Source organism: Pseudoalteromonas piscicida, assembly GCF_002744175.1.
GTDB classification, from domain to species: Bacteria; Pseudomonadota; Gammaproteobacteria; order Enterobacterales; family Alteromonadaceae; genus Pseudoalteromonas; species Pseudoalteromonas piscicida_B.
Map to the genome: position 1 here is coordinate 55,207 of NZ_NKHF01000072.1, position 23,348 is coordinate 78,554.

The 23,348-nt window shown below is 44.4% G+C and carries 17 protein-coding genes and 1 tRNA gene; 14 read left to right on the forward strand and 4 right to left on the reverse strand.

The window, feature by feature from the left end:
* Positions 1-7 precede the first annotated feature (7 nt).
* Genes CEX98_RS15725 through cysG form a run of 4 tightly spaced genes read right to left on the reverse strand, consistent with a single transcriptional unit; the run spans position 8 to position 5,544 of the window.
* Positions 8-1,732, reverse strand: a complete 1,725-nt coding sequence (locus tag CEX98_RS15725) for an SLC13 family permease (RefSeq protein ID WP_172439785.1) — start codon at positions 1,730-1,732, stop codon at positions 8-10.
* Between the two features lie 33 nt (positions 1,733-1,765).
* Entirely contained in the window at positions 1,766-3,181 is a 1,416-nt protein-coding gene (gene cysN, locus CEX98_RS15730) for a sulfate adenylyltransferase subunit CysN (protein ID WP_099642985.1), read from the reverse strand.
* Positions 3,181-4,080: a sulfate adenylyltransferase subunit CysD gene (gene cysD / locus CEX98_RS15735; protein WP_099642986.1), complete on the reverse strand. Its 900-nt coding sequence runs from the start codon at positions 4,078-4,080 to the stop codon at positions 3,181-3,183. The genes cysN and cysD overlap by 1 nt, the downstream gene beginning before the upstream one ends.
* 42 nt (positions 4,081-4,122) lie before the next feature.
* Positions 4,123-5,544 (reverse strand): siroheme synthase CysG, encoded by a 1,422-nt coding sequence (cysG, locus tag CEX98_RS15740; protein WP_099642987.1) that lies wholly within the window; start codon positions 5,542-5,544, stop codon positions 4,123-4,125.
* Positions 5,545-5,894: 350 nt separating this feature from the next.
* On the opposite strand from cysG, the gene deoC reads away from it, so the two are divergent.
* The 14 genes from deoC to fusA all read left to right on the forward strand — a co-directional run bounded on the left by deoC (position 5,895) and on the right by fusA (position 23,290).
* Positions 5,895-6,650, forward strand: a complete 756-nt coding sequence (gene deoC / locus CEX98_RS15745) for a deoxyribose-phosphate aldolase (RefSeq protein WP_099642988.1) — start codon at positions 5,895-5,897, stop codon at positions 6,648-6,650.
* Positions 6,628-7,128: a hypothetical protein gene (locus CEX98_RS15750; RefSeq protein ID WP_099642989.1), complete on the forward strand. Its 501-nt coding sequence runs from the start codon at positions 6,628-6,630 to the stop codon at positions 7,126-7,128. The genes deoC and CEX98_RS15750 overlap by 23 nt, the downstream gene beginning before the upstream one ends.
* A gap of 96 nt (positions 7,129-7,224) precedes the next feature.
* Positions 7,225-7,301, forward strand: a tRNA-Trp gene (locus CEX98_RS15755).
* Positions 7,302-7,435: 134 nt separating this feature from the next.
* On the forward strand, positions 7,436-7,813 hold the full coding sequence (gene secE / locus CEX98_RS15760; protein WP_099642990.1) for a preprotein translocase subunit SecE: 378 nt from the start codon (positions 7,436-7,438) through the stop codon (positions 7,811-7,813).
* A gap of 4 nt (positions 7,814-7,817) precedes the next feature.
* Positions 7,818-8,375, forward strand: a complete 558-nt coding sequence (gene nusG, locus CEX98_RS15765; protein ID WP_099642991.1) for a transcription termination/antitermination protein NusG — start codon at positions 7,818-7,820, stop codon at positions 8,373-8,375.
* Between the two features lie 169 nt (positions 8,376-8,544).
* Positions 8,545-8,973 (forward strand): 50S ribosomal protein L11, encoded by a 429-nt coding sequence (gene rplK, locus CEX98_RS15770; protein WP_099642992.1) that lies wholly within the window; start codon positions 8,545-8,547, stop codon positions 8,971-8,973.
* 6 nt (positions 8,974-8,979) lie between these two features.
* Positions 8,980-9,684, forward strand: coding sequence for a 50S ribosomal protein L1 (gene rplA / locus CEX98_RS15775; protein ID WP_099642993.1), 705 nt, complete (start codon positions 8,980-8,982; stop codon positions 9,682-9,684).
* Positions 9,685-10,020: 336 nt separating this feature from the next.
* A complete protein-coding gene (rplJ, locus tag CEX98_RS15780; RefSeq protein WP_099642994.1) occupies positions 10,021-10,515 on the forward strand; it encodes a 50S ribosomal protein L10 in 495 nt (164 codons plus the stop codon).
* 71 nt (positions 10,516-10,586) lie between these two features.
* Positions 10,587-10,949 carry a 50S ribosomal protein L7/L12 gene (rplL, locus tag CEX98_RS15785; protein ID WP_070982798.1) on the forward strand — a complete coding sequence of 121 codons (363 nt, stop codon included), beginning with the start codon at positions 10,587-10,589 and terminating at the stop codon, positions 10,947-10,949.
* A gap of 350 nt (positions 10,950-11,299) precedes the next feature.
* Entirely contained in the window at positions 11,300-15,325 is a 4,026-nt protein-coding gene (gene rpoB / locus CEX98_RS15790) for a DNA-directed RNA polymerase subunit beta (RefSeq protein ID WP_099642995.1), read from the forward strand.
* A 109-nt stretch (positions 15,326-15,434) separates the two neighbouring features.
* Positions 15,435-19,616, forward strand: a complete 4,182-nt coding sequence (rpoC, locus tag CEX98_RS15795) for a DNA-directed RNA polymerase subunit beta' (RefSeq protein WP_099642996.1) — start codon at positions 15,435-15,437, stop codon at positions 19,614-19,616.
* A 586-nt stretch (positions 19,617-20,202) separates the two neighbouring features.
* Positions 20,203-20,577, forward strand: coding sequence for a 30S ribosomal protein S12 (rpsL, locus tag CEX98_RS15800; protein ID WP_010387308.1), 375 nt, complete (start codon positions 20,203-20,205; stop codon positions 20,575-20,577).
* A gap of 100 nt (positions 20,578-20,677) precedes the next feature.
* Positions 20,678-21,148, forward strand: a complete 471-nt coding sequence (rpsG, locus tag CEX98_RS15805) for a 30S ribosomal protein S7 (RefSeq protein ID WP_010376219.1) — start codon at positions 20,678-20,680, stop codon at positions 21,146-21,148.
* Positions 21,149-21,175: 27 nt separating this feature from the next.
* Positions 21,176-23,290 carry an elongation factor G gene (gene fusA, locus CEX98_RS15810; RefSeq protein ID WP_099642997.1) on the forward strand — a complete coding sequence of 705 codons (2,115 nt, stop codon included), beginning with the start codon at positions 21,176-21,178 and terminating at the stop codon, positions 23,288-23,290.
* Positions 23,291-23,348 lie beyond the last annotated feature (58 nt).

A 23,348-nucleotide genomic window follows, 5' to 3' on the forward strand; every position in this document is an offset into this window, starting at 1 on the left:
AGCTCTATTAAAATGGAAATACAAATGGGATCACAGTCAGCACCGTCGCTGAATAAATCAGCGATAAAGGCAGCCCCATAGTGACGTAATCACGAATACGATAGTTGCCTGCGCTATACACCATTAAGTTAGTCTGATAACCAAAAGGTGAAATAAAGCTCGCCGATGCGCCAAATGCGACAGCCATCACAAAGGGTAATGGGTTGACACCAAACCCGCTGGCCAGTGCATAGGCAACCGGAAAGGAAAGCGCTGCAGCGGCGTTGTTGGTAATGAGCTCGGTGAATATCACAGTCATGACGAAAATCGCAATAAATGCACCATAAGGGCCGAAGTCTCCGAGTAGCCACAATAGGCTGGAAGAAATTTCAGTTGCCAGTCCGGTTTCTATCATTAATTTTGCCAACCCAATGGCGCTGCCTACAATGGCAACCAGCTCAATAGGAAAACGGCGTTTCATCTCCGGTACTTTAATTGTGCCAAGTAGCACCAATGCACCAAGTAGCACAATTAACCCCTTCACCAAAGGTACAACACCAAAAATACTCAGGCCTACCACGGTCGCAAAGCTCGCAAGCACGGTATTAGACTTAGTTGTGGATAAATGTGTTTGTAAATCAAGGCCAGAGATATAAACAAACTCACGCTTTAAGTTGGGTAGCGCGTAGAAGTCACTGCTAGGGGCGAGGATTAGCGAGTCTCCAGCTTGTAATTCCACTTGACCAATTCCACCTTGAAGGCGGTCGTGACCTCGGCGGATCGCGATAATAGCCGCGTGAAACTGTTCTCTAAAACGGATTTCTTTGATGGTTTTCCCTAAGAATCGTGACGACTGACTGACCACAACTTCTACCAGATGCTCGACATCTTTTTCATGTTTGTCATGAACGATTTTGAGACCGTCGAAACGCTGCAGCAGCGGTACTGAATTAATATCGCCGACAAATAGCAGTACGTCATCAGCGAGAATCTCCTGCTGCGGAGTAACAGCACAGATGCGTCGCTCTCCGCGAATAATTTCTGCTAGGAATAAGTCCTTGAGATCGCGTAGGCCATTTTCTTCAACGGTACGGCCAACCAGTTTGGAGCTCGGCTCTACACGGCCTTCCAGATAAAATGGCACGACCTCATCATCATTTTTACCATTATCAGGTAAGTATTTAAGCATGACAGTGATGGTCAATAAACCAACCGCTAGAACGGCCAACCCGACCAAAGTAAAATCGAAGAAACCTAGCGGCGCCATGCCTGCTTCTACGGCAAAGCCGTTGACAATAAGATTGGTTGATGTGCCGATAAGTGTCAGTGTACCGCCTAAGATAGCTGTATACGAAAGTGGTAATAAGAGCTTTGAAGGAGCATGGGTTTTGCTCTCTTTCACCGTCGTGATCAATGAGGCAACTACCGCAGTATTGTTGGTAAAAGAAGACAAAAATGCGGTGGATAATCCTAGTTTAATAACGGCTTTTGCTAGACTCCCTTGTGCCATCGAATGCGCTAGCTTTTTAACCAGCGCGGTTTTTTCAATTGCAATAGATACTAAAATTAGTAGCACAAGCGTGATCAAAGAAGGATTAGCATAGTTTGCTAGCATTGACTCTAAATCAATGAGACCAGTCAAGTAACTCGTCGCAATAGCACCAGTGAACAGCCACGCAGCGTTAATGCGTGTGGCAAAAAGACACACGACTAACGCCAGCATAATGCCTGTTAAAATGACTTGTTCCATAATGACGTCATACCTCGACTAACAGGCTAAGGTGCATTATTTTAACTTCGAAATATCAAGCGCTTGCCAATGAGGGAAATGCTTGCGAACTAATGCATTAAATTCAATCTCAAAGTCACTAAACTGACTTGAGGATGTGGATGTAGCAGCTTGGACTGTTTCTATCATACCCGCACCTATGGTTAGGTTCGATAGGCGGTCTATCAAAATAAACGACCCCGTCTCACGGTTATTTAAATAGGCGTCCGCAACGACATTTTCAGTTAACTCGATAGTCACGATAGCAATTTCATTGAGCTCCAGTGTATCTGCTTGCCCGTGCTCTAGCGTATTAACGTCAATGGTGTGATCAATACTCGTCACGATTGCAGCGACTTTCTTACTGCCTAACTTAAGGTTATAACTTTTACCCAATTGCAGTGGCGTTTCGTGCATCCATACCAGCTTAGCGCTGATCTGGTTGCTTACTTGTGCTGCCGATTCTGCAGGCACAATCACATCGCCCCGGCTTACGTCCACTTCGTCAGCTAATGTAATGGTAAATGCTTGCCCTGTTTCTGCTTGAGTTAAATTACCGTCAAAAGTGACCAGCTCTTTAATCGTTGAAGTTTTACCTGATGGCAATACTTTAACGGCTTGACCTAGGTGTAAACTGCCAGAGGTAAGCGTGCCTTGGAAACCGCGAAAATCTAGGTTTGGACGCACTACGTACTGGACAGGGAAACGCGCTTCAAACTCGTGGTTTGGCTCCGCTGCTGGCGAATCCTCGAGTAACTCAAGTAACGGCTTATCTTTATAATAAGGCGTTTTTTCCGAGCGATTAACGACATTGTCACCTTTGAGTGCCGACATGGGTACAAAGCGAATGTCACGCACATTCAGCTGCTCAGCAAACTTTAAGTAATCGGCTTTAATACGTTCAAACACGGCTTCGTCAAAGTCGACAATATCCATTTTGTTTATCGCCACGACAAATTGTTTGATACCCAACGAGTCACAGATAAAGCTATGGCGTTTAGTTTGTACTTGTACACCATAACGCGCATCAACGAGAATGATTGCGAGGTCACTGGTTGATGCACCGGTTACCATGTTACGAGTGTACTGCTCATGTCCTGGCGTATCGGCAATGATAAATTTACGCTTGGCTGTTGAGAAATAACGGTAAGCCACATCAATGGTTATACCTTGCTCGCGCTCAGCTTGTAGACCATCAACCAATAAGGCGAGATCTAGATCTTCCCCAGCATTCCCAACTTTTTCATTGTCTTTGTGTAGGGCGGCTAGCTGATCTTCATAAATTTGGTGGCTATCGTGCAGTAGACGGCCGATGAGCGTAGACTTGCCATCGTCAACACTGCCACAAGTCATCATACGTAATAAGCTCTTGTCCTGCTGACGAGCCAAATAGGTTTCAATGCCTAATTCTTTAACTTCATTTGCCGTTGACATTAGAAATACCCCTCACGCTTTTTCTTCTCCATTGATCCTGCTGAATCATGGTCTATGACTCGTCCTTCTCGTTCGGACGAGGTGGATAACAACATTTCTTCGATAATACCGGTTAGTGTATCGGCTTCGGATTCAACCGCTCCTGTTAGTGGATAACAGCCCAGCGTTCTAAAACGAACCGACTTCATTTCTGGCACTTCTCCTTCAGCAAGTGGCATACGTTCGTCATCTACCATGATTAACGTACCATTGCGCTCGACAACAGGTCTTGGTTTGGATAGGTAAAGTGGCACAATCTCAATGTTTTCTTGATAGATATATTGCCAAATATCGAGTTCTGTCCAGTTCGAAAGTGGGAATACGCGAATGCTTTCTCCAGGATTCACTTGGCCATTGTAAGTATTCCAGAGTTCAGGGCGTTGATTCTTTGGATCCCAACGGTGGTGTTTGTCTCTAAATGAGTAAACACGCTCTTTTGCACGAGACTTTTCTTCGTCACGACGTGCGCCACCAAAAGCAGCGTCAAAGCCGTATTGATCAAGCGCTTGTTTTAGGCCTTGTGTCTTCATTATATCGGTGTGCTTAGCCGAGCCGTGAACAAACGGGCTGATGTTCATCTCTAAGCCTTCTGGGTTCTTATGTACCAATAGCTCAAAGCCATATTCTTTGGCCAAACGGTCACGAAACTCAATCATTTCTCTAAACTTCCAGTTGGTATCAACATGGAGCAAAGGAAATGGTATTTTCGCCGGATAGAAAGCTTTACGGGCTAGGTGAAGTAGTACCGATGAATCTTTGCCGATCGAATACAACATTACCGGGTTTTCAAACTCAGCGGCAACCTCACGGATGATTTTTATGCTCTCAGCTTCGAGTTGCTGGAGATGAGTTAAAGCCATGGTTTATATCCTACTTATAAATTTAACTATCTGTTACGGTTATTACGCTACTTGCGTAATAGGTTGAGCAAAGCTGCTTATTTGATTATTTTTATTAAACCAAGCTAACTGCTCGTGAAGCGCTGCGACTTCGCCAATGATCAGTAAAGCTGGCGATTGAATATCATGGCTAGCAATTGCTTCGGCTAATTGATCTAACTGTGTTCTCACTACGCGTTGTGTTGGGCGCGTGCCATTTTCCACGATTGCCACTGGCGTGTTTGGTGCGCGACCATGTGCAAGTAGCTGAGCTTGAATATGGGGCGATTTTATAACTCCCATATATACGGCTAGGGTTTGGTTTGCCTTAGCGAGACCTTCCCAGTCCAGTTCTTGACCGTCTTGCTTACAATGACCAGTAACAAATTGGATAGCCTGTGCATGATCTCTATGTGTTAGCGGAATTCCTGCATATGCGCTACAGCCAGCTGCAGCTGTGATACCGGGCACGATTTGATACTTTACATTGTGTTCTGCTAATACTTGAACCTCTTCACCACCTCGGCCGTAAATAAAAGGATCGCCTCCTTTAATCCTACAAACCTTTTTACCTTGCTTCGCCAGCTCAACTAAAATTTGATTAGTGTGCTCCTGCTTCACACTATGATTACCTGCCTTTTTACCAACACAGATTAAATCGGCATCACGACGTACAAGCTCCATGATTTCATCTGACACTAAATAGTCGTAGACTACAACATCTGCTTGCTGCATCAGTTGCAAGGCTTTTAACGTTAACAACTCGGGGTCTCCTGGACCTGCACCAACAACATAAACTTCACCCTCTGGTGTGGCGGTGTTGTCCAACATCGTTTCTAGTTGAGCTCGTGCATTTTCTTTGTTTCCCGCTTGCACTTCACTGACGACATTAGAATCAAATACGGACTCCCAAAATTGTCGACGATCGGCAAAGTGTTTGAAACGAGCCTTTACCTTATGTCTAAATTGACCAACCAATTGCGCGAGTGGCCCGATGTGCTGTGGGATGAGTGTTTCAAGTTTTTCCCGCAGGCGTCGAGCAAGTACAGGAGCCGTCCCCGCGCTTGAAATAGCAATGGTTATCGGGTTTCTGTCTACTATAGATGGGAAGATAAAATTGCATTTCGGTTGATCATCAACGACATTAACAAACAGGTTGCGTGATTCAGCAAGTTGAGCAACTTCAGCATTGACCGCTTCGATATCCGTTGCTGCAACCACTAACATGGTGTTTTCTAAGTCGCTTTCATCAAAGCGCTTGTTTTTCAGTGTAACAATGGAGTCTGCTGCTAATGACTGTAATTCTGAACAAAATTCAGGCGCAACCAGAGTAATGGCAGCATTTGCTTTTAAAAAGGCACGGCATTTTCTTAATGCCACCTCACCACCACCTATGATCAACACAGGTTTATTTTCTAGTTTGGTAAAAATAGGCAAGTATTGCACGGCAACCTCTTTAAACAATAGCAATGATAAATATCAACACGGTGCTTGATATCACAAGTAGAGCGCAGCATATCGAGTTGCAAAAGAGGGAAAAAATAATTTAAACCGACTCTATATAACTAAAAGTTATAAAAACCAAGGTTAAATATTATTTTTCTTTACTTTCATCTGGTTAGTTTGTTTTTGTGGCAAATTTACGCACTATAGTGTTTGGTTATGAGTTATTCATAAAGTGCACAATTCGTAAAATGAATTGCTATGGCATCACAATAACCGGACATTTGTCCTATTTCTGCTGTGGTGTATGCTTTTAACTTGAGTGATAAAGCAAAGTGAAAAGGAACACGGTAATGACTTTAATCGCTGACGCTCAGATGGCTCTGAGTTTGATGGATCTAACCTCGTTAAAAGAGGATGACACGGCACAAAGTATTCTAGCCCTATTAGACAGTATTGACCCTAATATTGGGTTACCAGCTGCCATTTGTGTATATCCACAATTTGTTGCTTTGGTAAAACAGGAGCTTAGCCAGCGTGGTTGGGAGCAAGTTAAGGTGGCGACAGTTACTAACTTTCCATCGGGGGAGCTTAAGCTGCCACAAGTACTGGCTCAAACTCACAGTGCGATTGAGGCAGGTGCTGATGAAATTGATCTCGTCTTACCTTATCAACAGTTAATGGCAGGAGATCCTGACACGCCATGGCAATATGTACACTCAAGCAAACTCGCTTGTGGAGACCAAGCCAAATTGAAGGTGATTATTGAAAGTGGTGTGTTAGCAACTCCAAAACTCATCACTGAAGCTGCTCAACTTGCGATTATGGCGGGGGCTGACTTTGTTAAAACCAGTACTGGGAAGGTTCCTATAAATGCCACCCCTGAGGCAGCTGAAACCATTTTGAAGGCCATTAAAAACAGCGGTAAAGGAGTTGGCTTTAAGGCGGCAGGTGGGGTAAAGTCAGTGAATGAAGCGCAAATATATTTACGTTTAGCAGAACAAATTATGGGCGCTGATTGGCTCAGCGCTGAGCACTTTCGGTTTGGCGCTTCAAGCTTATTAAGTGATATAGCTGTGGTTGTGAATGGACAGAGCGAGCGAAGCTGAAAAAATAAAATTAGAACACGATGCGGCAAAACTATTTTTGCGTTGCTACGAAACGCGTTTTGCCGTGCATATGCGTCATATTTGGCATAATGAACCGAACAAACCTGATGTGAGCTGCTATCAAGGCGAAGCACAACTTGACTTGGAAATAGCGCACTTTTACGCTAGCGAAAAAGAAGCCATGGCTGTTCTTGGGCGTCCATTGTCGTTATCTATTCAGCGCGAATTAGCTGCGATGAGTCAAGCAGCTGACAGCGATCCGTTAAGTTTAGGGTTACAGCGATTATTGAATCAGAAGGCAAAAAAACGATATGAATCAGACAGAGTCTGGTTGGTAATTCGTAATGCCAGCCCCATCTATCATAGTGAAGACTTTAAGCGCCTCAGTGCAGCGTGGGAGATCCCAGATTTTCATCCGTTTGAGCAAGTTTGGGTGTTATGTGATTTCTATAAAGGGGAACTGTTACGACTTTTCTGAAGCGTCTATAAAACGAAGATTGGATTAATTGTTACTTTGCATATCTTTTACACTTGTTTTCGTTTGCTTCGTCAGTATAATGGGCATCCACTTTGCAGGGGCGTAGTTCCAATTGGTAGAACAGCGGTCTCCAAAACCGATGGTTGCGGGTTCGAGTCCTGCCGCCCCTGCCAATTCAACAACAAGTCCACATTTAAAATAACGTGACCCAAAAACACTGTAAGTCGCTTATTTGTAAATTTGGATTGAATGGATTTACCCTGTTTTATGCAGGGTTGTTGTGTCTGTATTTAAGGTAAAATTGATTATGAGCACTAATGTTGAAAACTCGTCGAGCTCGATGGACATGGTAAAGTGGCTAGCCGCTATTGCACTTCTAACTGGTGCTGTAGTTGGTAATTATCTATATGCTGATTTATCTGTTTTAGTACGTGCTGTAGGCGTTGTTGTAGCAATCGCAGCGGCTTTGGGCATTTTGGTAACGACTGAAAAAGGCCGTACCTTTATCGCTTTTGCTAAAGAATCACGCATTGAAGTACGCAAAGTTATCTGGCCGACGCGTCAGGAAGCAACTCACACTACTTTCATCGTGATCATTGCAACGGTGATTATGGCATTAATCCTATGGGGATTAGATGGTATACTTTTCCGTGCAGTAGGCTTTTTAACTGGATTGGAGATCTGATCCCATGTCGGATGAGAACAAAGAAAAGAAATTACGTTGGTACGTGATCCAAGCGTTTTCTGGTTTTGAGAAACGCGTAGCACAAACCATTATCGAGCATATCAAGATCGAAGGATTAGAAGATTACTTCGGTGAAATCCTGGTTCCGACTGAAGAAGTCGTAGAGATGCGTGCTGGTCAGAAACGTAAGTCAGAGCGTAAATTCTTCCCAGGCTATGTGTTAGTCGAGATGGTGATGGATGATGCTTCATGGCACTTGGTGAATAGCACACCACGCGTAATGGGCTTTATTGGCGGTACTTCTGACCGTCCAGCACCAATCAGCAAAAAAGAAGCTGATCGCATCCTTAACCGTCTACAAGAAAACGCTGAAGCGCCTAAACCTGCTACATTATTTGAGCCGGGTGAAGTGGTTCGTGTTACAGATGGTCCATTTGCTGACTTCAACGGTGTTGTTGAAGAAGTGGATTACGAAAAGAGCCGCCTAAAAGTATCGGTACTTATTTTCGGTCGTTCTACGCCTGTTGACCTTGAGTTTGGTCAGGTTGAGAAAGACAAATAAAATATCACTTGAAAAAGTTGTCAAAGGCCGCTGATTAATCTATAATCAGCGGCCTTTTCGTTATTGCGCAAAAAGCGCGGCAAAAAGACTGAATTTTTTAAAACTGGGAAGCCGTTTGAGTACGCGTCCTCGCGCGCACGAGGCAAAGACCCACAATTGAGGTATTATCATGGCTAAGAAAGTTGAAGCTTTAATCAAGCTACAAGTTGCTGCTGGTATGGCTAACCCTAGTCCTCCAGTAGGTCCTGCACTAGGTCAACACGGTGTAAACATCATGGAATTCTGTAAAGCGTTCAACGCACGTACAGAGTCTCTAGAGAAAGGTGCACCTGTTCCAGTAATCATTTCTGTTTACAGTGACCGTTCATTCACTTTTGACATGAAGACTCCACCTGCTGCATACCTTCTTAAGAAGGCAGCTGGTATCAAGTCTGGTTCTGGTCGTCCTAACACTGAGAAAGTTGGTACAGTTACTCGTGCTCAACTTGAAGAGATTGTTGAGATGAAACGTCCAGATCTTACTGCTGCTGATATGGACGCAGCTGTACGCACGATTGCAGGTTCTGCACGTGCAATGGGCTTGAACGTAGAGGAGTAATAGAGAATGGCTAAATTAACTAAGCGTATGCGTACTATCCGCGAGAAAGTGGATGTAACTAAAGAATACGAAATCAACGAAGCTGTTGCTCTTCTTAAAGAACTTGCTACTGCTAAGTTCGTAGAAAGTGTAGACGTTGCTGTAAACCTAGGTATCGATGCTCGTAAATCTGACCAAAACGTACGTGGTGCAACTGTACTACCTCACGGTACTGGTCGTGATGTACGCGTAGCGGTATTCACTCAAGGTGCAAATGCTGAAGCTGCTAAAGAAGCTGGTGCTGATTTAGTAGGCATGGAAGACCTTGCTGAGCAAGTTAAAAAAGGCGAAATGAACTTTGACGTTGTTGTTGCTTCTCCGGATGCAATGCGCGTTGTTGGTCAACTAGGTCAAATCCTAGGTCCACGTGGTCTTATGCCTAACCCTAAAACAGGTACTGTAACACCTAACGTTGCAGAAGCTGTTAAAAACGCTAAAGCTGGTCAGGTTCGTTACCGTAACGACAAGAACGGTATCATCCACACTACTATCGGTAAAGTAGACTTTGACGCTAACCAACTTCAAGAAAACCTTGAAGCGCTAATCATCGCGCTTAAGAAGGCTAAGCCTTCTACTGCAAAAGGTACTTTCGTGAAGAAAGTAAGCATCTCTACTACGATGGGTGCGGGTGTTGCTTTAGACCAAGCTACTCTAAATACTCAAGTAGTATAATTTAGAGTTTAGCGTTTACATGGCGTAAAAATTAGACTATAATTTTGCGCCATTTTGTAGAGAAGTGTACTTCTTTTACAAAGCAAAGAATTCGGGTTGAAGCGCATAATTTCGAAAATTGTTTCCATTATGGTCTACAATGAATCGATAAATTGCGTTTCCGTCCAAGACCGTAGGTGCGAAAGCTTGCTTTTGCTTAATCCATTGCCTACGTAGACGGTGTGAATCCCAGCTAGATTTTCCTAATCTTCTGGTTCTCGCCGTAAAAAGCAGCTCTACTTCGGTAGAGTAAAGTAGAACTGGGAAGTTTTTCCCAACAAACCAGGAGTAACACCCATGGCTTTAAATCTTCAAGACAAAAAAGCAATTGTTGCTGAAGTCAACGAAGCTGCCAAAGGTGCTCTATCTGCAGTTGTTGCAGATTCTCGTGGTGTAACAGTAGACGCGATCACTGCTCTTCGTAAAGAAGCTCGTGAAGCGGGTGTTTGGATGAAAGTCGTTCGTAACACTCTAGCTAAACGTGCTGTTGAAGGCACTGAGTATGAATGTCTTAACGAATCGCTAGTAGGTCCAAGCCTAATCGCTTTCTCTTCAGAGCACCCAGGTGCTGCTGCGCGTATCTTTGCTGATTTCGCGAAGAAGAACGAAGCATTCGAGCTTAAAACTGCTGCATTCGAAGGTAACATCGTTGATGTAGAAATGCTTGCTAAGCTACCTACTTACGACGAAGCTGTTGCACGCTTAATGAGCGCTATGAAAGAAGCGTCTGCCGGTAAATTGTGTAAAACAATTGAAGCAGTACGTGTACAGAAAGCTGAGCAAGCTGCTTAATCCAAGCAACGCTCCTTTCACCAATAAATTTTTAGAACCATTTGGGTTCGTAAATAATTAGGAAATTTGAAATGTCTGTAACTAAAGACCAAATCCTTGACGCGATTGCTGAAATGTCAGTAATGGAAGTTGTTGAACTAGTTGAAGCTATGGAAGAGAAGTTCGGCGTAACTGCAGCTGCTGCTGTTGTTGCTGCTGGTCCTGCTGAAGCCGCTGAAGAAAAGACTGAGTTCGACGTAATCCTAGCTGCTGCTGGCGGTAACAAAGTTGCTGCAATCAAAGCAGTACGTGGCGCGACTGGTCTAGGCCTTAAAGAAGCTAAGGCTCTAGTAGAGTCTGCTCCTGCACCTATCAAAGAAGGTGTATCTAAGGAAGAAGCTGAAGCGCTTAAGAAAGATCTTGAAGAAGCTGGTGCTGAAGTTGAGATCAAGTAATCTAGCTCCCGCTAGGTTCGCTGCCTGAGAAATCAGGCAAGGGCTGGTGATTATTTAATCACCGGCCCTTTTGCGCTATAGAGAGATGTATTTCTATCGTGCATAAATCTTCGAATTTCACTGTAATTTTCAATAACTTAGCTGTTCTTGTTGAAAATCGCAATGGCATTTGAAGTAACGCTAATTTGACTATGCTGCTGACTTAAAGAAAGCCTGAATTGTGCTCATTTAAGCCACTAGTTAACCAAGTTAGTGTGACAATTTAGATGTTGTTATCATGGCTTAGATGCCAGTGAAGTCTGTTCAATTTTGGACAGGTTGGGTCAAAGATCAGCAAGCTGAGGAACCCCATGGCTTACTCTTATTCTGAAAAGAAACGTATCCGTAAGGATTTTGGTAAACGTCCACAGGTTTTGGATATACCTTTCCTACTGCAAATGCAGTTGGAATCGTTCGATAAGTTCATTGCGCCTGACGCTGATGGTGATACTGGATTGGAAGCTGCATTCCGTTCTGTATTCCCTATCAAGAGCTACTCGGGCAACTCTGAGCTTCAATACGTCAGTTATCGTATTGGCGAGCCAGTATTTGACGTTAAAGAATGTCAAATTCGCGGTGTGACATATTCTGCTCCACTTCGCGTTAAACTACGTCTTGTGCTAATGGACAAAGATGCACCTGGCACAGTCAAAGACATAAAAGAGCAAGAAGTTTACATGGGCGAAATCCCGCTCATGACCGACACCGGTACTTTTGTAATCAATGGTACTGAACGTGTTATCGTTTCTCAGCTACACCGTTCACCTGGTGTATTCTTTGATAACGACCGTGGTAAATCACACTCATCTGGTAAAGTGTTGTATAACGCGCGCGTGATCCCATACCGTGGTTCATGGCTAGACTTCGAATTCGACGTGAAAGATAACCTTTACGTTCGTATTGACCGTCGTCGTAAATTACCAGCTTCAATCATCTTACGTGCACTAGAGTTCACAACTGACGAAATCTTGGCACTATTCTTTGAAACGACAAGTTTCGAAGTAAAAGATGGCAAAGTGTTGATGGAACTTGTACCTTCACGCCTACGTGGTGAAACTGCTGCATTTGATATCAAAGATGCAGACGGTGAGGTATTGGTTGAGCAAGGCCGTCGTATTACTGCACGTCATATTAAAAATATTGAGAAGCAAGGTATTGATACGCTTGAAGTACCACACGAGTACATCATTGGTCGTATCGTTGCAAAAAACTATATCGACGAGTCAACAGGCGAAATCATCGCAGAAGCGAATGCTGAGCTTTCACTAGAGCTGATGGCTGAGTTGGTTAAAGCAGGTCACACAAAGATCGATACGCTTTACATCAATGAAGTAGACAGCGGTGCGTACATGTCAGAAACAGTACGTATTGACTCTACAAACAACCGCCTAGAAGCATTGGTAGAAATCTACCGCATGATGCGCCCTGGTGAGCCACCAACAAAAGAAGCTGCAGAAGCGTTGTTTGACAACCTATTCTTCTCTGAAGAGCGCTATGATCTATCAACAGTAGGTCGTATGAAGTTCAATAGCCGTGTTGGTTATGATTCAGACGAAGGCGAAGGTACGTTATCTAAAGAAGATATCGTTAGCGTGATGAAGGTATTGATCGACATCCGTAATGGTAAAGGTGATGTTGATGACATCGACCACTTAGGTAACCGTCGTATCCGTTCTGTTGGTGAAATGGCTGAAAACCAATTCCGTGTAGGTTTGGTACGTGTTGAGCGTGCTGTACGTGAGCGTTTAAGTCTTGGTGACTTAGACAACGTGATGCCTCAGGACTTGATCAATGCTAAGCCTATTTCTGCAGCAGTAAAAGAATTCTTTGGTTCTTCACAGCTTTCACAGTTTATGGACCAGAACAACCCGCTTTCAGAAGTAACGCACAAGCGTCGTATTTCTGCATTAGGTCCGGGTGGTCTGACACGTGAGCGTGCTGGCTTCGAAGTACGTGACGTACACGTAACGCACTACGGTCGTGTTTGTCCTATCGAAACGCCTGAAGGTCCAAACATCGGTCTAATCAACTCGCTATCTACTTATGCGCGTACAAACGACTATGGTTTCTTAGAGACTCCATACCGCAAAGTAGTTGACGGTATTGTTACCGACGACGTTGATTACCTGTCAGCAATTGAAGAAGGTCAGTTCGTTATCGCACAGGCGAATACAACGCTAACTGATGAGAACCAATTTGCTGAAGAATTAATTCCTTGTCGTTTTAAAGGTGAATCAACCTTTATGCCGAGCGACAGTATTCAGTATATGGACGTATCTCCACAGCAGGTAATCTCTGTGGCTGCAGCACTTATTCCATTCCTAGAACACGATGACGCGAACCGCGCATTGATGGGATCGAACATGCAACGTCAAGCTGTACCTACACTACGTGCAGATAAGCCGTTAGTTGGTACTGGTATCGAGCGTACACTAGCAAAAGACTCTGGTGTAACTATCGTTGCTAAGCGTGGCGGTGTGGTTAAGTATGCTGATGCGAGCCGTATTGTTGTTAATGTTAATGAAGATGAGCGCATCCAAGGTGAAGCGGGCATCGACATCTATAACTTAACTAAGTACACACGTTCAAACCAAAACACCTGTATCAACCAGAAACCTACTTGTATGGTAGGCGAGCCTGTTGTACGTGGTGATGTGCTTGCTGATGGTCCTTCAACAGACCTTGGTAACCTAGCACTTGGTCAGAACTTACGCGTGGCGTTCATGCCTTGGAATGGTTACAACTTCGAGGATTCAATCCTACTTTCAGAGAACGTTGTAAAAGAAGATCGTCTAACGACAATCCACATCCAAGAGCTTCAGTGTATTGCTCGTGATACTAAGCTTGGTCCAGAAGAAATCACTGCGGATATTCCAAACGTAGGTGAGTCTGCACTAGGTAAGCTTGATGAATCAGGCGTGGTATACATTGGTGCTGAAGTAAAAGGCGGCGATATCCTTGTAGGTAAAGTAACGCCTAAAGGTGAAACGCAGCTAACACCAGAAGAAAAGCTACTACGTGCAATCTTCGGTGAAAAAGCGTCTGACGTAAAAGACAGCTCACTACGTGTACCAAACTCAGTATCTGGTACGGTAATCGACGTACAAGTGTTTACTCGTGATGGTGTTGAAAAAGATAAGCGCGCACTAGAAGTTGAAGAAATGCAACTTCGTGAAGCGAAGAAAGATTTCAACGAAGAGTTCAGAATCCTTGAAGGCGGTATTTTGACTCACGCTCGTAACCTACTTATCAAAGCAGGTATGAGTGAAGAGCAACTTGCTGGTCTAAACACTGAAAAGCTACTTACGCAAAGCCTTGCTGATGAAGAGCATCAAGCAGAGCTTGAGCAGCTAGCTGCACAGTACGATGAGCTAAAAGCTGATTACGACAAGCGTTTTGAAAACAAACGTCGCAAGATCACACAAGGTGATGACCTAGCGCCAGGCGTACTTAAGATTGTAAAAGTATACCTAGCTGTTAAGCGTCGTATCCAGCCTGGTGATAAGATGGCGGGTCGTCACGGTAACAAGGGTGTTATCTCAACTATCGTACCTGTTGAAGACATGCCATACGATGAGAAAGGTCGTACTGTAGATATCGTACTAAACCCGCTGGGTGTACCATCACGTATGAACATCGGTCAGATCTTAGAAACTCATATGGGTCTTGCTGCACGTGGTATTGGTGAGCGTCTTGAAGAGATGATGAAAGAGCAACGTGAAATTCACGAGTTGCGCGAATTCATCAAGAAAGCATACGAAATTGGTGATTGCCGTCAGAAAGTTGATATTGCTAACTTCTCTGATGACGAAATCCGCCGTTTGGCTGAAAACCTTAAAGGTGGTCTACCAATCGCAACACCAGCATTTGACGGTGCACGCGAAGCTGAAATCAAAGACATGCTAGAGCTTGGTGGTTATCCAAGAAGTGGTCAGGTAACGCTATATGATGGTCGTACTGGTGATGCATTTGAGCGTCAAGTAACAGTAGGCTACATGTACATGCTGAAACTGAACCACTTAGTTGATGACAAGATGCACGCGCGTTCAACTGGTTCTTATAGCCTAGTAACTCAGCAGCCGCTGGGTGGTAAGGCACAGTTCGGTGGTCAGCGTTTCGGTGAGATGGAGGTATGGGCACTAGAAGCATACGGTGCTGCCTACACGCTACAAGAAATGTTGACAGTGAAGTCGGATGACGTAAACGGTCGTACTAAGATGTATAAGAACATCGTAGACGGTAACCACAAGATGGAACCGGGTATGCCTGAGTCGTTCAACGTATTGTTGAAAGAAATCCGCTCACTAGGTATCAACATCGAGTTGGAAGAAATTTAATCCGACCGCCGCAGTTCGCTGCGGCGTTGCTTGACAGCAACCGGACTGAAAAGAATGTAGGGGTAAGCGATGTTTACCCTCAAGATTAACCTCCGACAGGAGAGCTAAGGTGAAAGACTTACTTAAGTTTCTGAAGCAACAAAATAAGACCGAAGAATTCGACGCAATTCGCATTGGTCTTGCTTCGCCAGACATGGTGCGTTCATGGTCTTACGGTGAAGTAAAGAAACCTGAGACAATCAACTATCGTACTTTCAAGCCTGAGCGTGATGGCTTATTCTGTGCCCGTATTTTCGGCCCAGTAAAAGATTACGAGTGTTTGTGTGGTAAATACAAGCGCTTGAAGCACCGTGGTGTTATCTGTGAAAAGTGTGGCGTTGAAGTAACGCTAACAAAAGTACGTCGTGACCGTATGGGTCACATCGAGCTGGCTAGCCCAGTTGCGCATATTTGGTTCTTGAAATCACTACCGTCACGTATCGGCCTAATGCTAGATATGACGCTTCGTGATATCGAACGTGTACTTTATTTCGAGTCATTCGTGGTAACTGAGCCAGGTATGACTACGCTTGAGCGCGGTCAACTACTAGGTGAAGAAGAATACCTAGATGCGCTTGAAGAGCATGGTGATGAGTTTGAAGCGAAGATGGGTGCAGAAGCTGTACTTGATCTACTGCGTGAACTAGACCTAGGTCAGCTTATCGCTGAAATGCGTGAAGAGTTACCAACAATCAACTCTGAAACTAAGCGTAAGAAAATTACTAAACGTCTTAAATTAATGGAAGCGTTCCACCAGTCAGGCAACAACCCTGAGTGGATGGTGATGAGCGTGTTACCGGTTCTGCCACCAGATCTACGTCCTCTAGTACCACTAGATGGCGGTCGTTTTGCGACTTCAGATCTGAACGACCTTTACCGTCGTGTGATCAACCGTAACAACCGTTTGAAGCGTTTACTAGATCTAGCAGCACCAGACATCATTGTACGTAACGAAAAGCGTATGCTTCAAGAAGCGGTTGATGCGCTACTTGATAATGGTCGTCGTGGTCGTGCAATCACAGGTTCTAACAAGCGTCCGCTTAAGTCGCTTGCAGACATGATCAAAGGTAAGCAAGGTCGTTTCCGTCAAAACCTTCTTGGTAAGCGTGTTGACTACTCAGGCCGTTCTGTAATCACCGTTGGTCCTACACTGAAACTACATCAGTGTGGTCTACCTAAGAAAATGGCACTTGAGCTATTCAAGCCATTTATCTACGGTAAACTAGAGCGCCGTGGTATGGCGACAACCATCAAAGCTGCGAAGAAGATGGTTGAGCGCGAAGTACCAGAGGTTTGGGACGTACTAGACGAAGTTATCCGTGAGCACCCGGTTCTACTTAACCGTACGCCAACACTGCACCGTCTGGGTATCCAAGCATTCGAACCTGTGCTTATCGAAGGTAAAGCGATTCACCTACACCCACTAGTGTGTGCGGCATATAACGCTGACTTCGATGGTGACCAAATGGCGGTTCACGTTCCTCTGACGCTTGAAGCGCAGTTGGAAGCGCGTGCATTGATGATGTCTACCAACAACATCTTAGCACCAGCGAACGGTGAACCAATCATCGTACCTTCACAGGACGTTGTACTAGGTCTTTACTACATGACTCGCGATTGTATCAACGGTAAAGGTGAAGGCACAGTATTTAAAGATGCTAAAGAAGCTGAAAAAGCATACCGTGTAGGTGCTGCTGAGCTTCACGCTCGTGTTAAAGTTCGTATCACAGAAGTGACTATCGACGAAGAAACTGGCGAGCGCGGTACTCTTACTCACCTAGTAGATACGACAGTTGGTCGTGCAATCCTTTCATTGAATATCCCTGAAGGCTTGCCGTTTGAACTGATCAATAAGCCACTAGGTAAGAAACAAATTTCAGGTCTTCTAAACGAGTGTTACCGTCGTCTAGGTCTTAAAGATACCGTTATCTTTGCTGACCAAGTAATGTACACCGGTTTCCACTATGCGATGAAGTCTGGTGTTTCTATCGGTATTAACGACATGGTAATCCCACCAACTAAAGGTGAGATCATCGATCGTGCGGAAGCTGAAGTTGCAGAAATCAACCAACAGTTCCAATCTGGCCTTGTAACTGCCGGTGAGAAATACAACAAAGTTATCGATATCTGGTCGCGTGTAAACGAAAACCTTTCTCGCGAGATGATGGCTAACCTTTCAAAAGAAACGGTTATCAACGCAGAAGGTAACGAAGAAGAGCAACCGTCATTTAACTCAGTGTTTATGATGGCAGACTCGGGCGCTCGTGGTAGTGCTGCTCAGATCCGTCAGTTAGCGGGTATGCGTGGTCTAATGGCACGTCCAGATGGTTCAATCATCGAAACGCCAATTACAGCGAACTTCCGTGAAGGTCTAAACGTACTACAGTACTTTATCTCGACCCACGGTGCTCGTAAGGGTCTAGCGGATACGGCACTTAAGACAGCGAACTCGGGTTACCTAACTCGTCGTCTAGTAGACGTAGCGCAGGATTTGGTTATCAACGAATCAGACTGTGGTACAGAAGAAGGTCTAGTAATGAAGCCGCTAATCGAAGGTGGTGACGTTGTAGAGCCACTTCGTGAGCGTGTACTAGGTCGTGTGGTTGCTGAAGATGTGGTTAAGCCAGGTACTACTGAAGTACTTGTTGCACGTAACGTAATGATTGACGAAAAACTGTGTGACCTTCTAGAAGAACACTCAGTAGATGAAGTTAAAGTACGTTCTGTTATCACTTGTCAAAACGACTTTGGTGTGTGTGCACACTGTTATGGTCGTGACTTGGCTCGTGGCCATATCATCAACCCAGGTGAAGCAGTTGGTGTAATCGCGGCACAGTCAATCGGTGAGCCGGGTACACAGCTTACGATGCGTACATTCCACATCGGTGGTGCGGCATCACGAGCGTCTGCAGAAAACAGTGTTCAAGTTAAGAACAATGGTAACCTGAAACTGCACAATGCTAAGTTTGTAATCAATGCTGATGGCAAAATCGTTATCACATCTCGTTCAACTGAGATCACGATTATCGATGAGCACGGTCGTGAGAAAGAGCGTTATAAAGTACCTTACGGTGCAGTATTGACTGTACAAGATGGTGCTGACGTTAAAGGTAACGACATTGTTGCAACATGGGACCCGCATAGCCACCCAATCATCATTGAACATGAGTCAAAAGTATCGTTTAGCGATATCGATGATTCAAACACTGAAGCACAGACTGATGAGTTAACTGGTCTAACACGTGTGGTTGTTAAGGATCTGGCGAAAGTAAACGCCAAAGAGCCTAAACTAATCATTGAGAACGAAGAACGTGGTCTTCAAGAGATCCGTCTACCTTCATTCACAACGATTGAAATCACTGACGGTGCAACAGTCTTACCAGGTTCGGTACTGGCTCGTATTCCACAAGAAGGTTCGAAGACTCGTGACATCACGGGTGGTCTACCTCGAGTTGCTGACCTATTCGAAGCGCGTAAACCAAAAGATCCTGCAATTCTTGCAGAAATCACAGGTACGGTTAGCTTCGGTAAAGAGACCAAAGGTAAGAAACGTCTTGTGATCACGCCTGACGAAGGTGATGCATACGAAGAAATGATCCCGAAATGGCGTCAGCTTAACGTGTTTGAAGGTGAACAAGTGGCTAAAGGTGAAGTTATCGCCGATGGTCCTGAGTCTCCACACGATATCCTACGTCTACGTGGCGTTACTGATGTATCTAACTACATCACTAACGAGGTACAAGAAGTATACCGCCTACAGGGTGTAAAGATTAACGATAAGCACATTGAAACTATCGTTCGTCAGATGCTTCGTAAGTGTATCATTCTAGACGGTGGCGACAGTGAATTCTTAGCAGGTGAACAAGCTGAAGTTGCGCGTGTAAACATCGCTAACCGCGAACTAGAGATGCAAGGTAAGATCCCAGCTAAGTTTGAAATTCAGCTAATGGGTATTACAAAAGCGTCACTAGCGACTGAGTCGTTCATCTCAGCGGCATCGTTCCAGGAAACAACGCGAGTTCTTACAGAAGCGGCTGTTAACGGTAAGAGTGATGAGCTACGTGGTCTGAAAGAAAACGTAATCGTGGGTCGTTTGATCCCAGCGGGTACAGGTTTCGCATACCATGAAGAGCGTATCAACCGTCGTAAGCAAGGTGAAGCACTTGTTGAAGAGCAGACTGTAAGCGCTGAAGAAGCGACACAAGCACTAACAGATGCACTTAACGCTGATTTACTAGGTGGCAACGAGTAATCGAGCCATTTAGCTAACCAGTTTAAAAACCGCTGTGTTAACTCCACAGCGGTTTTTTTATGTCTATACTGTTATACTAACTTGTCTTAATAGCTGCCCAATTTGAAGGCGTAGGCTTGATGCTAGCTGCGTAAAAAGCTTCTCACTTTATAAACAACATCTAAACTCTACCTAGACGTCGATACGGTGGGGTAAGCAGGATGCGGTAGCGGGGTTATCGACAAGGTTTTCTCATCTCAAAATAAATCACTTAATTAAGCAAGTTGCTATTAGTGAGCTAGTCTCAGTATAGGCATATCAAAATTGGCACTGGTCGAATTGCCATTAAAGCGTCATATGAATATGTATACTGCAACAATCGTTTTTCTACGAAATTGCCAAGTTCTATTAACTTTCAATAAGTTCACTGCAGAATAAGGCATCGATCAACGCATTTAACTAGCACTGATGACTACTTTTGGTTGACAGGTTAAACTTTGGTCATTAAAATTCGGCCACCCATTTTAGTCGTTCAAGAAAATTGGATTAGACCTAAATGGTAAGATTTTATTTTTCAGTAGTAATTTATTAATTCAGGAGCTATTTAATGGCAACTATTAACCAGCTAGTGCGTAAGCCACGTCGTAGCAAGGTTACTAAGAGCAACTCAGCTGCTCTTAAAGCTTGTCCACAAAAGCGTGGAGTATGTACTCGTGTATATACAACTACACCAAAGAAACCAAACTCAGCATTACGTAAAGTAGCGCGTGTTCGTTTAACAAACGGTTTCGAAGTAACTTCATACATTGGCGGTGAAGGCCACAACCTTCAAGAGCACAGTGTAATCCTTATCCGTGGTGGTCGTGTTAAAGACTTACCAGGTGTGCGTTTCCACACTGTACGTGGTGCGCTTGACTGTGCGGGTGTTAACGATCGTAAACAAGGTCGTTCTAAGTACGGTGCAAAACGTCCTAAGGGCTAATGGTTCTCCGTTAGTAAGGCCAAGCACTTAAGTTTTAAATTTTTATATATTGTTTTGGGAATCCGTGTATACACGGACCTGAAGATACCGGAGAAAGAAAATGCCTAGAAGACGCGTAATAGGTCAACGTAAAATTCTTCCAGATCCGAAGTTCGGATCAGAGCTTCTTGCTAAATTCGTTAACGTAGTAATGCTTGACGGCAAGAAATCTACTGCTGAAAAAATCGTATATGGTGCGCTAGACGTGGCTGCTGAAAAATCAGGCAAGTCGCACCTAGAAATCTTTGAATCTGCACTTGATAACGTTCGCCCACAGGTAGAGGTTAAATCTCGCCGTGTTGGTGGTTCAACGTACCAAGTACCAGTTGAAGTACGTCCAGTGCGTCGTAACGCACTAGGTATGCGTTGGTTGGTTGAAGCTGCGCGTAAGCGTGGTGAGAAATCAATGGGTCTTCGTCTTGCTCAAGAGATGATCGACGCTGCTGAAAACAAAGGCACTGCGGTTAAGAAACGTGAAGACGTTCACCGTATGGCTGAAGCGAACAAAGCATTCGCTCACTACCGTTGGTAATCTGCTAACACCTTTTAAGAGGATATTATGGCACGGACAACTCCGATTGAGCGCTACCGTAACATCGGTATTTGTGCTCACGTAGATGCGGGTAAAACGACTACAACTGAGCGTGTACTTTTTTATACTGGTCTTTCTCATAAGATTGGTGAGGTACACGACGGTGCCGCAACTATGGACTGGATGGAGCAGGAACAAGAGCGTGGTATCACGATCACTTCTGCTGCAACAACGTGTTTCTGGAAAGGGATGGATGCTCAGTTTGATGAGCATCGTGTAAACATCATCGATACTCCAGGACACGTAGATTTTACTATCGAAGTAGAACGTTCATTGCGTGTACTCGATGGTGCTGTTGTTGTGTTATGTGCTTCATCAGGTGTGCAACCGCAAACTGAGACCGTTTGGCGTCAGGCAAACAAATATGAAGTGCCACGTATGATTTTCGTCAATAAGATGGATCGTACTGGTGCAGATTTCTTGTCTGTTGTTGAACAAGTTAAGAAACGTCTTGGTGCTACACCTGTGCCTATTCAGTTACCAATTGGTGCTGAAGATGAATTTAAAGGTGTTATAGATCTCATCAAAATGAAAGCCATCAACTGGAATGAAGAAGACCAGGGCATGACTTTCGCTTATGAAGAGGTCCCTGCAGATCTTCAAGAGCTTGCTGAAGAATGGCGCTCTCATTTAATTGAGAGTGCTGCAGAAGCTTCTGAAGAGCTAATGGAAAAATATCTTGAAGATGGTGAGTTGAGCGAAGCGGAGATTAAATCTGCACTTCGTCAACGCACATTGGCCAATGAAATTGTGCCAATGACGACAGGCAGTGCATTCAAAAACAAAGGCGTACAAGCTGTGCTTGACGCTGTGATTGAATTCATGCCGTCGCCTACTGAAGTAAAAGCTATCCAAGGTGTCTTAGATGACGAAACCGAGGATACGCGTGAAGCTGACGATAATGCACCGTTTGCGGCGCTTGCATTTAAGATCGCAACTGATCCATTCGTTGGCACACTTACTTTCTTCCGAGTTTACTCTGGTAAAGTTAGCCAAGGTGACTCGGTACTAAATCCTGTTAAAGGTAAAAAAGAGCGTTTTGGACGTATTGTTCAAATGCACTCTAACTCGCGTGAAGAGATTAAAGAAGTACATGCGGGTGACATTGCGGCCGCTATCGGTCTAAAAGATGTAACTACTGGTGATACACTTTGTGCTCAAGAAGCGCCAATTACGCTAGAGCGTATGGAATTTCCAGAGCCAGTAATCTCAGTCGCAGTAGAACCTAAAACAGTAGCTGACCAAGAAAAAATGGGCATTGCTCTGGGTAAACTTGCAGCAGAAGATCCTTCATTCCGTGTAGAAACGGATGAAGAGTCAGGTCAGACGATCATCTCTGGTATGGGTGAACTTCACCTAGATATCATTGTGGATCGTATGAAGCGTGAGTTTAACGTTGTGTGTAATGTTGGTAAGCCTCAGGTTGCATACCGTGAAACTATCCGAGCTTCTGTGGAAGCTGAAGGTAAGTTTGTACGTCAATCTGGTGGTCGTGGTCAATATGGTCACGTTTGGTTGAAGCTTGAACCAATGGATGTCTCGGATGATGATGCGCCAATATACGAATTCGTTAACGAAATCGTCGGTGGTACAGTACCAAAAGAGTACATCCCAGCGGTTGATAAAGGTATTCAAGAGCAGATGAAGCAAGGTGTGCTTGCTGGTTATCCGTTATTGGGTGTTAAAGCTACATTGTTTGATGGCTCATTCCACGATGTTGACTCAAACGAGATGGCGTTCAAAATCGCAGGTTCGATGGGCTTTAGAAAGGGTGCACTAGAAGCAAACCCTGTTTTACTTGAGCCTGTCATGAAAGTAGAAGTAATCACTCCTGAAGAAAACATGGGTGATGTAGTAGGCGACTTAAATCGTCGTCGCGGCATAATCGAAGGCATGGAAGAAGCATTTGGTGGCTCAAAGCAAATTAATGCTCAGGTACCGCTTTCTGAAATGTTTGGCTATGCAACAGACTTACGCTCAGCTACACAAGGTCGCGCATCATACTCTATGGAATTCCTAAAGTATGCCGAAGCGTCTAAAAACGTTGCTGATGCAATAATTGCAGCTCGCGCTGTTAAGTAATTTTAGTTCGGTCCGGTCTTAGGACTGGACTTTAATTTCTTTATAGGAAATTTTAAAA

Bases quoted from the DNA above. Each gene is read 5' to 3' on its own strand.
- cysN (WP_099642985.1), bottom strand. From the start codon at position 3,181: ATGTCAACGGCAAATGAAGTTAAAGAATTAGGCATTGAAACCTATTTG.
- cysD (WP_099642986.1), bottom strand. From the start codon at position 4,080: ATGGCTTTAACTCATCTCCAGCAACTCGAAGCTGAGAGCATAAAAATC.
- deoC (WP_099642988.1), top strand. From the start codon at position 5,895: ATGACTTTAATCGCTGACGCTCAGATGGCTCTGAGTTTGATGGATCTA.
- CEX98_RS15750 (WP_099642989.1), top strand. From the start codon at position 6,628: ATGGACAGAGCGAGCGAAGCTGAAAAAATAAAATTAGAACACGATGCG.
- secE (WP_099642990.1), top strand. From the start codon at position 7,436: ATGAGCACTAATGTTGAAAACTCGTCGAGCTCGATGGACATGGTAAAG.
- nusG (WP_099642991.1), top strand. From the start codon at position 7,818: ATGTCGGATGAGAACAAAGAAAAGAAATTACGTTGGTACGTGATCCAA.
- rplK (WP_099642992.1), top strand. From the start codon at position 8,545: ATGGCTAAGAAAGTTGAAGCTTTAATCAAGCTACAAGTTGCTGCTGGT.
- rplA (WP_099642993.1), top strand. From the start codon at position 8,980: ATGGCTAAATTAACTAAGCGTATGCGTACTATCCGCGAGAAAGTGGAT.
- rplJ (WP_099642994.1), top strand. From the start codon at position 10,021: ATGGCTTTAAATCTTCAAGACAAAAAAGCAATTGTTGCTGAAGTCAAC.
- rplL (WP_070982798.1), top strand. From the start codon at position 10,587: ATGTCTGTAACTAAAGACCAAATCCTTGACGCGATTGCTGAAATGTCA.
- rpoB (WP_099642995.1), top strand. From the start codon at position 11,300: ATGGCTTACTCTTATTCTGAAAAGAAACGTATCCGTAAGGATTTTGGT.
- rpsL (WP_010387308.1), top strand. From the start codon at position 20,203: ATGGCAACTATTAACCAGCTAGTGCGTAAGCCACGTCGTAGCAAGGTT.
- rpsG (WP_010376219.1), top strand. From the start codon at position 20,678: ATGCCTAGAAGACGCGTAATAGGTCAACGTAAAATTCTTCCAGATCCG.
- fusA (WP_099642997.1), top strand. From the start codon at position 21,176: ATGGCACGGACAACTCCGATTGAGCGCTACCGTAACATCGGTATTTGT.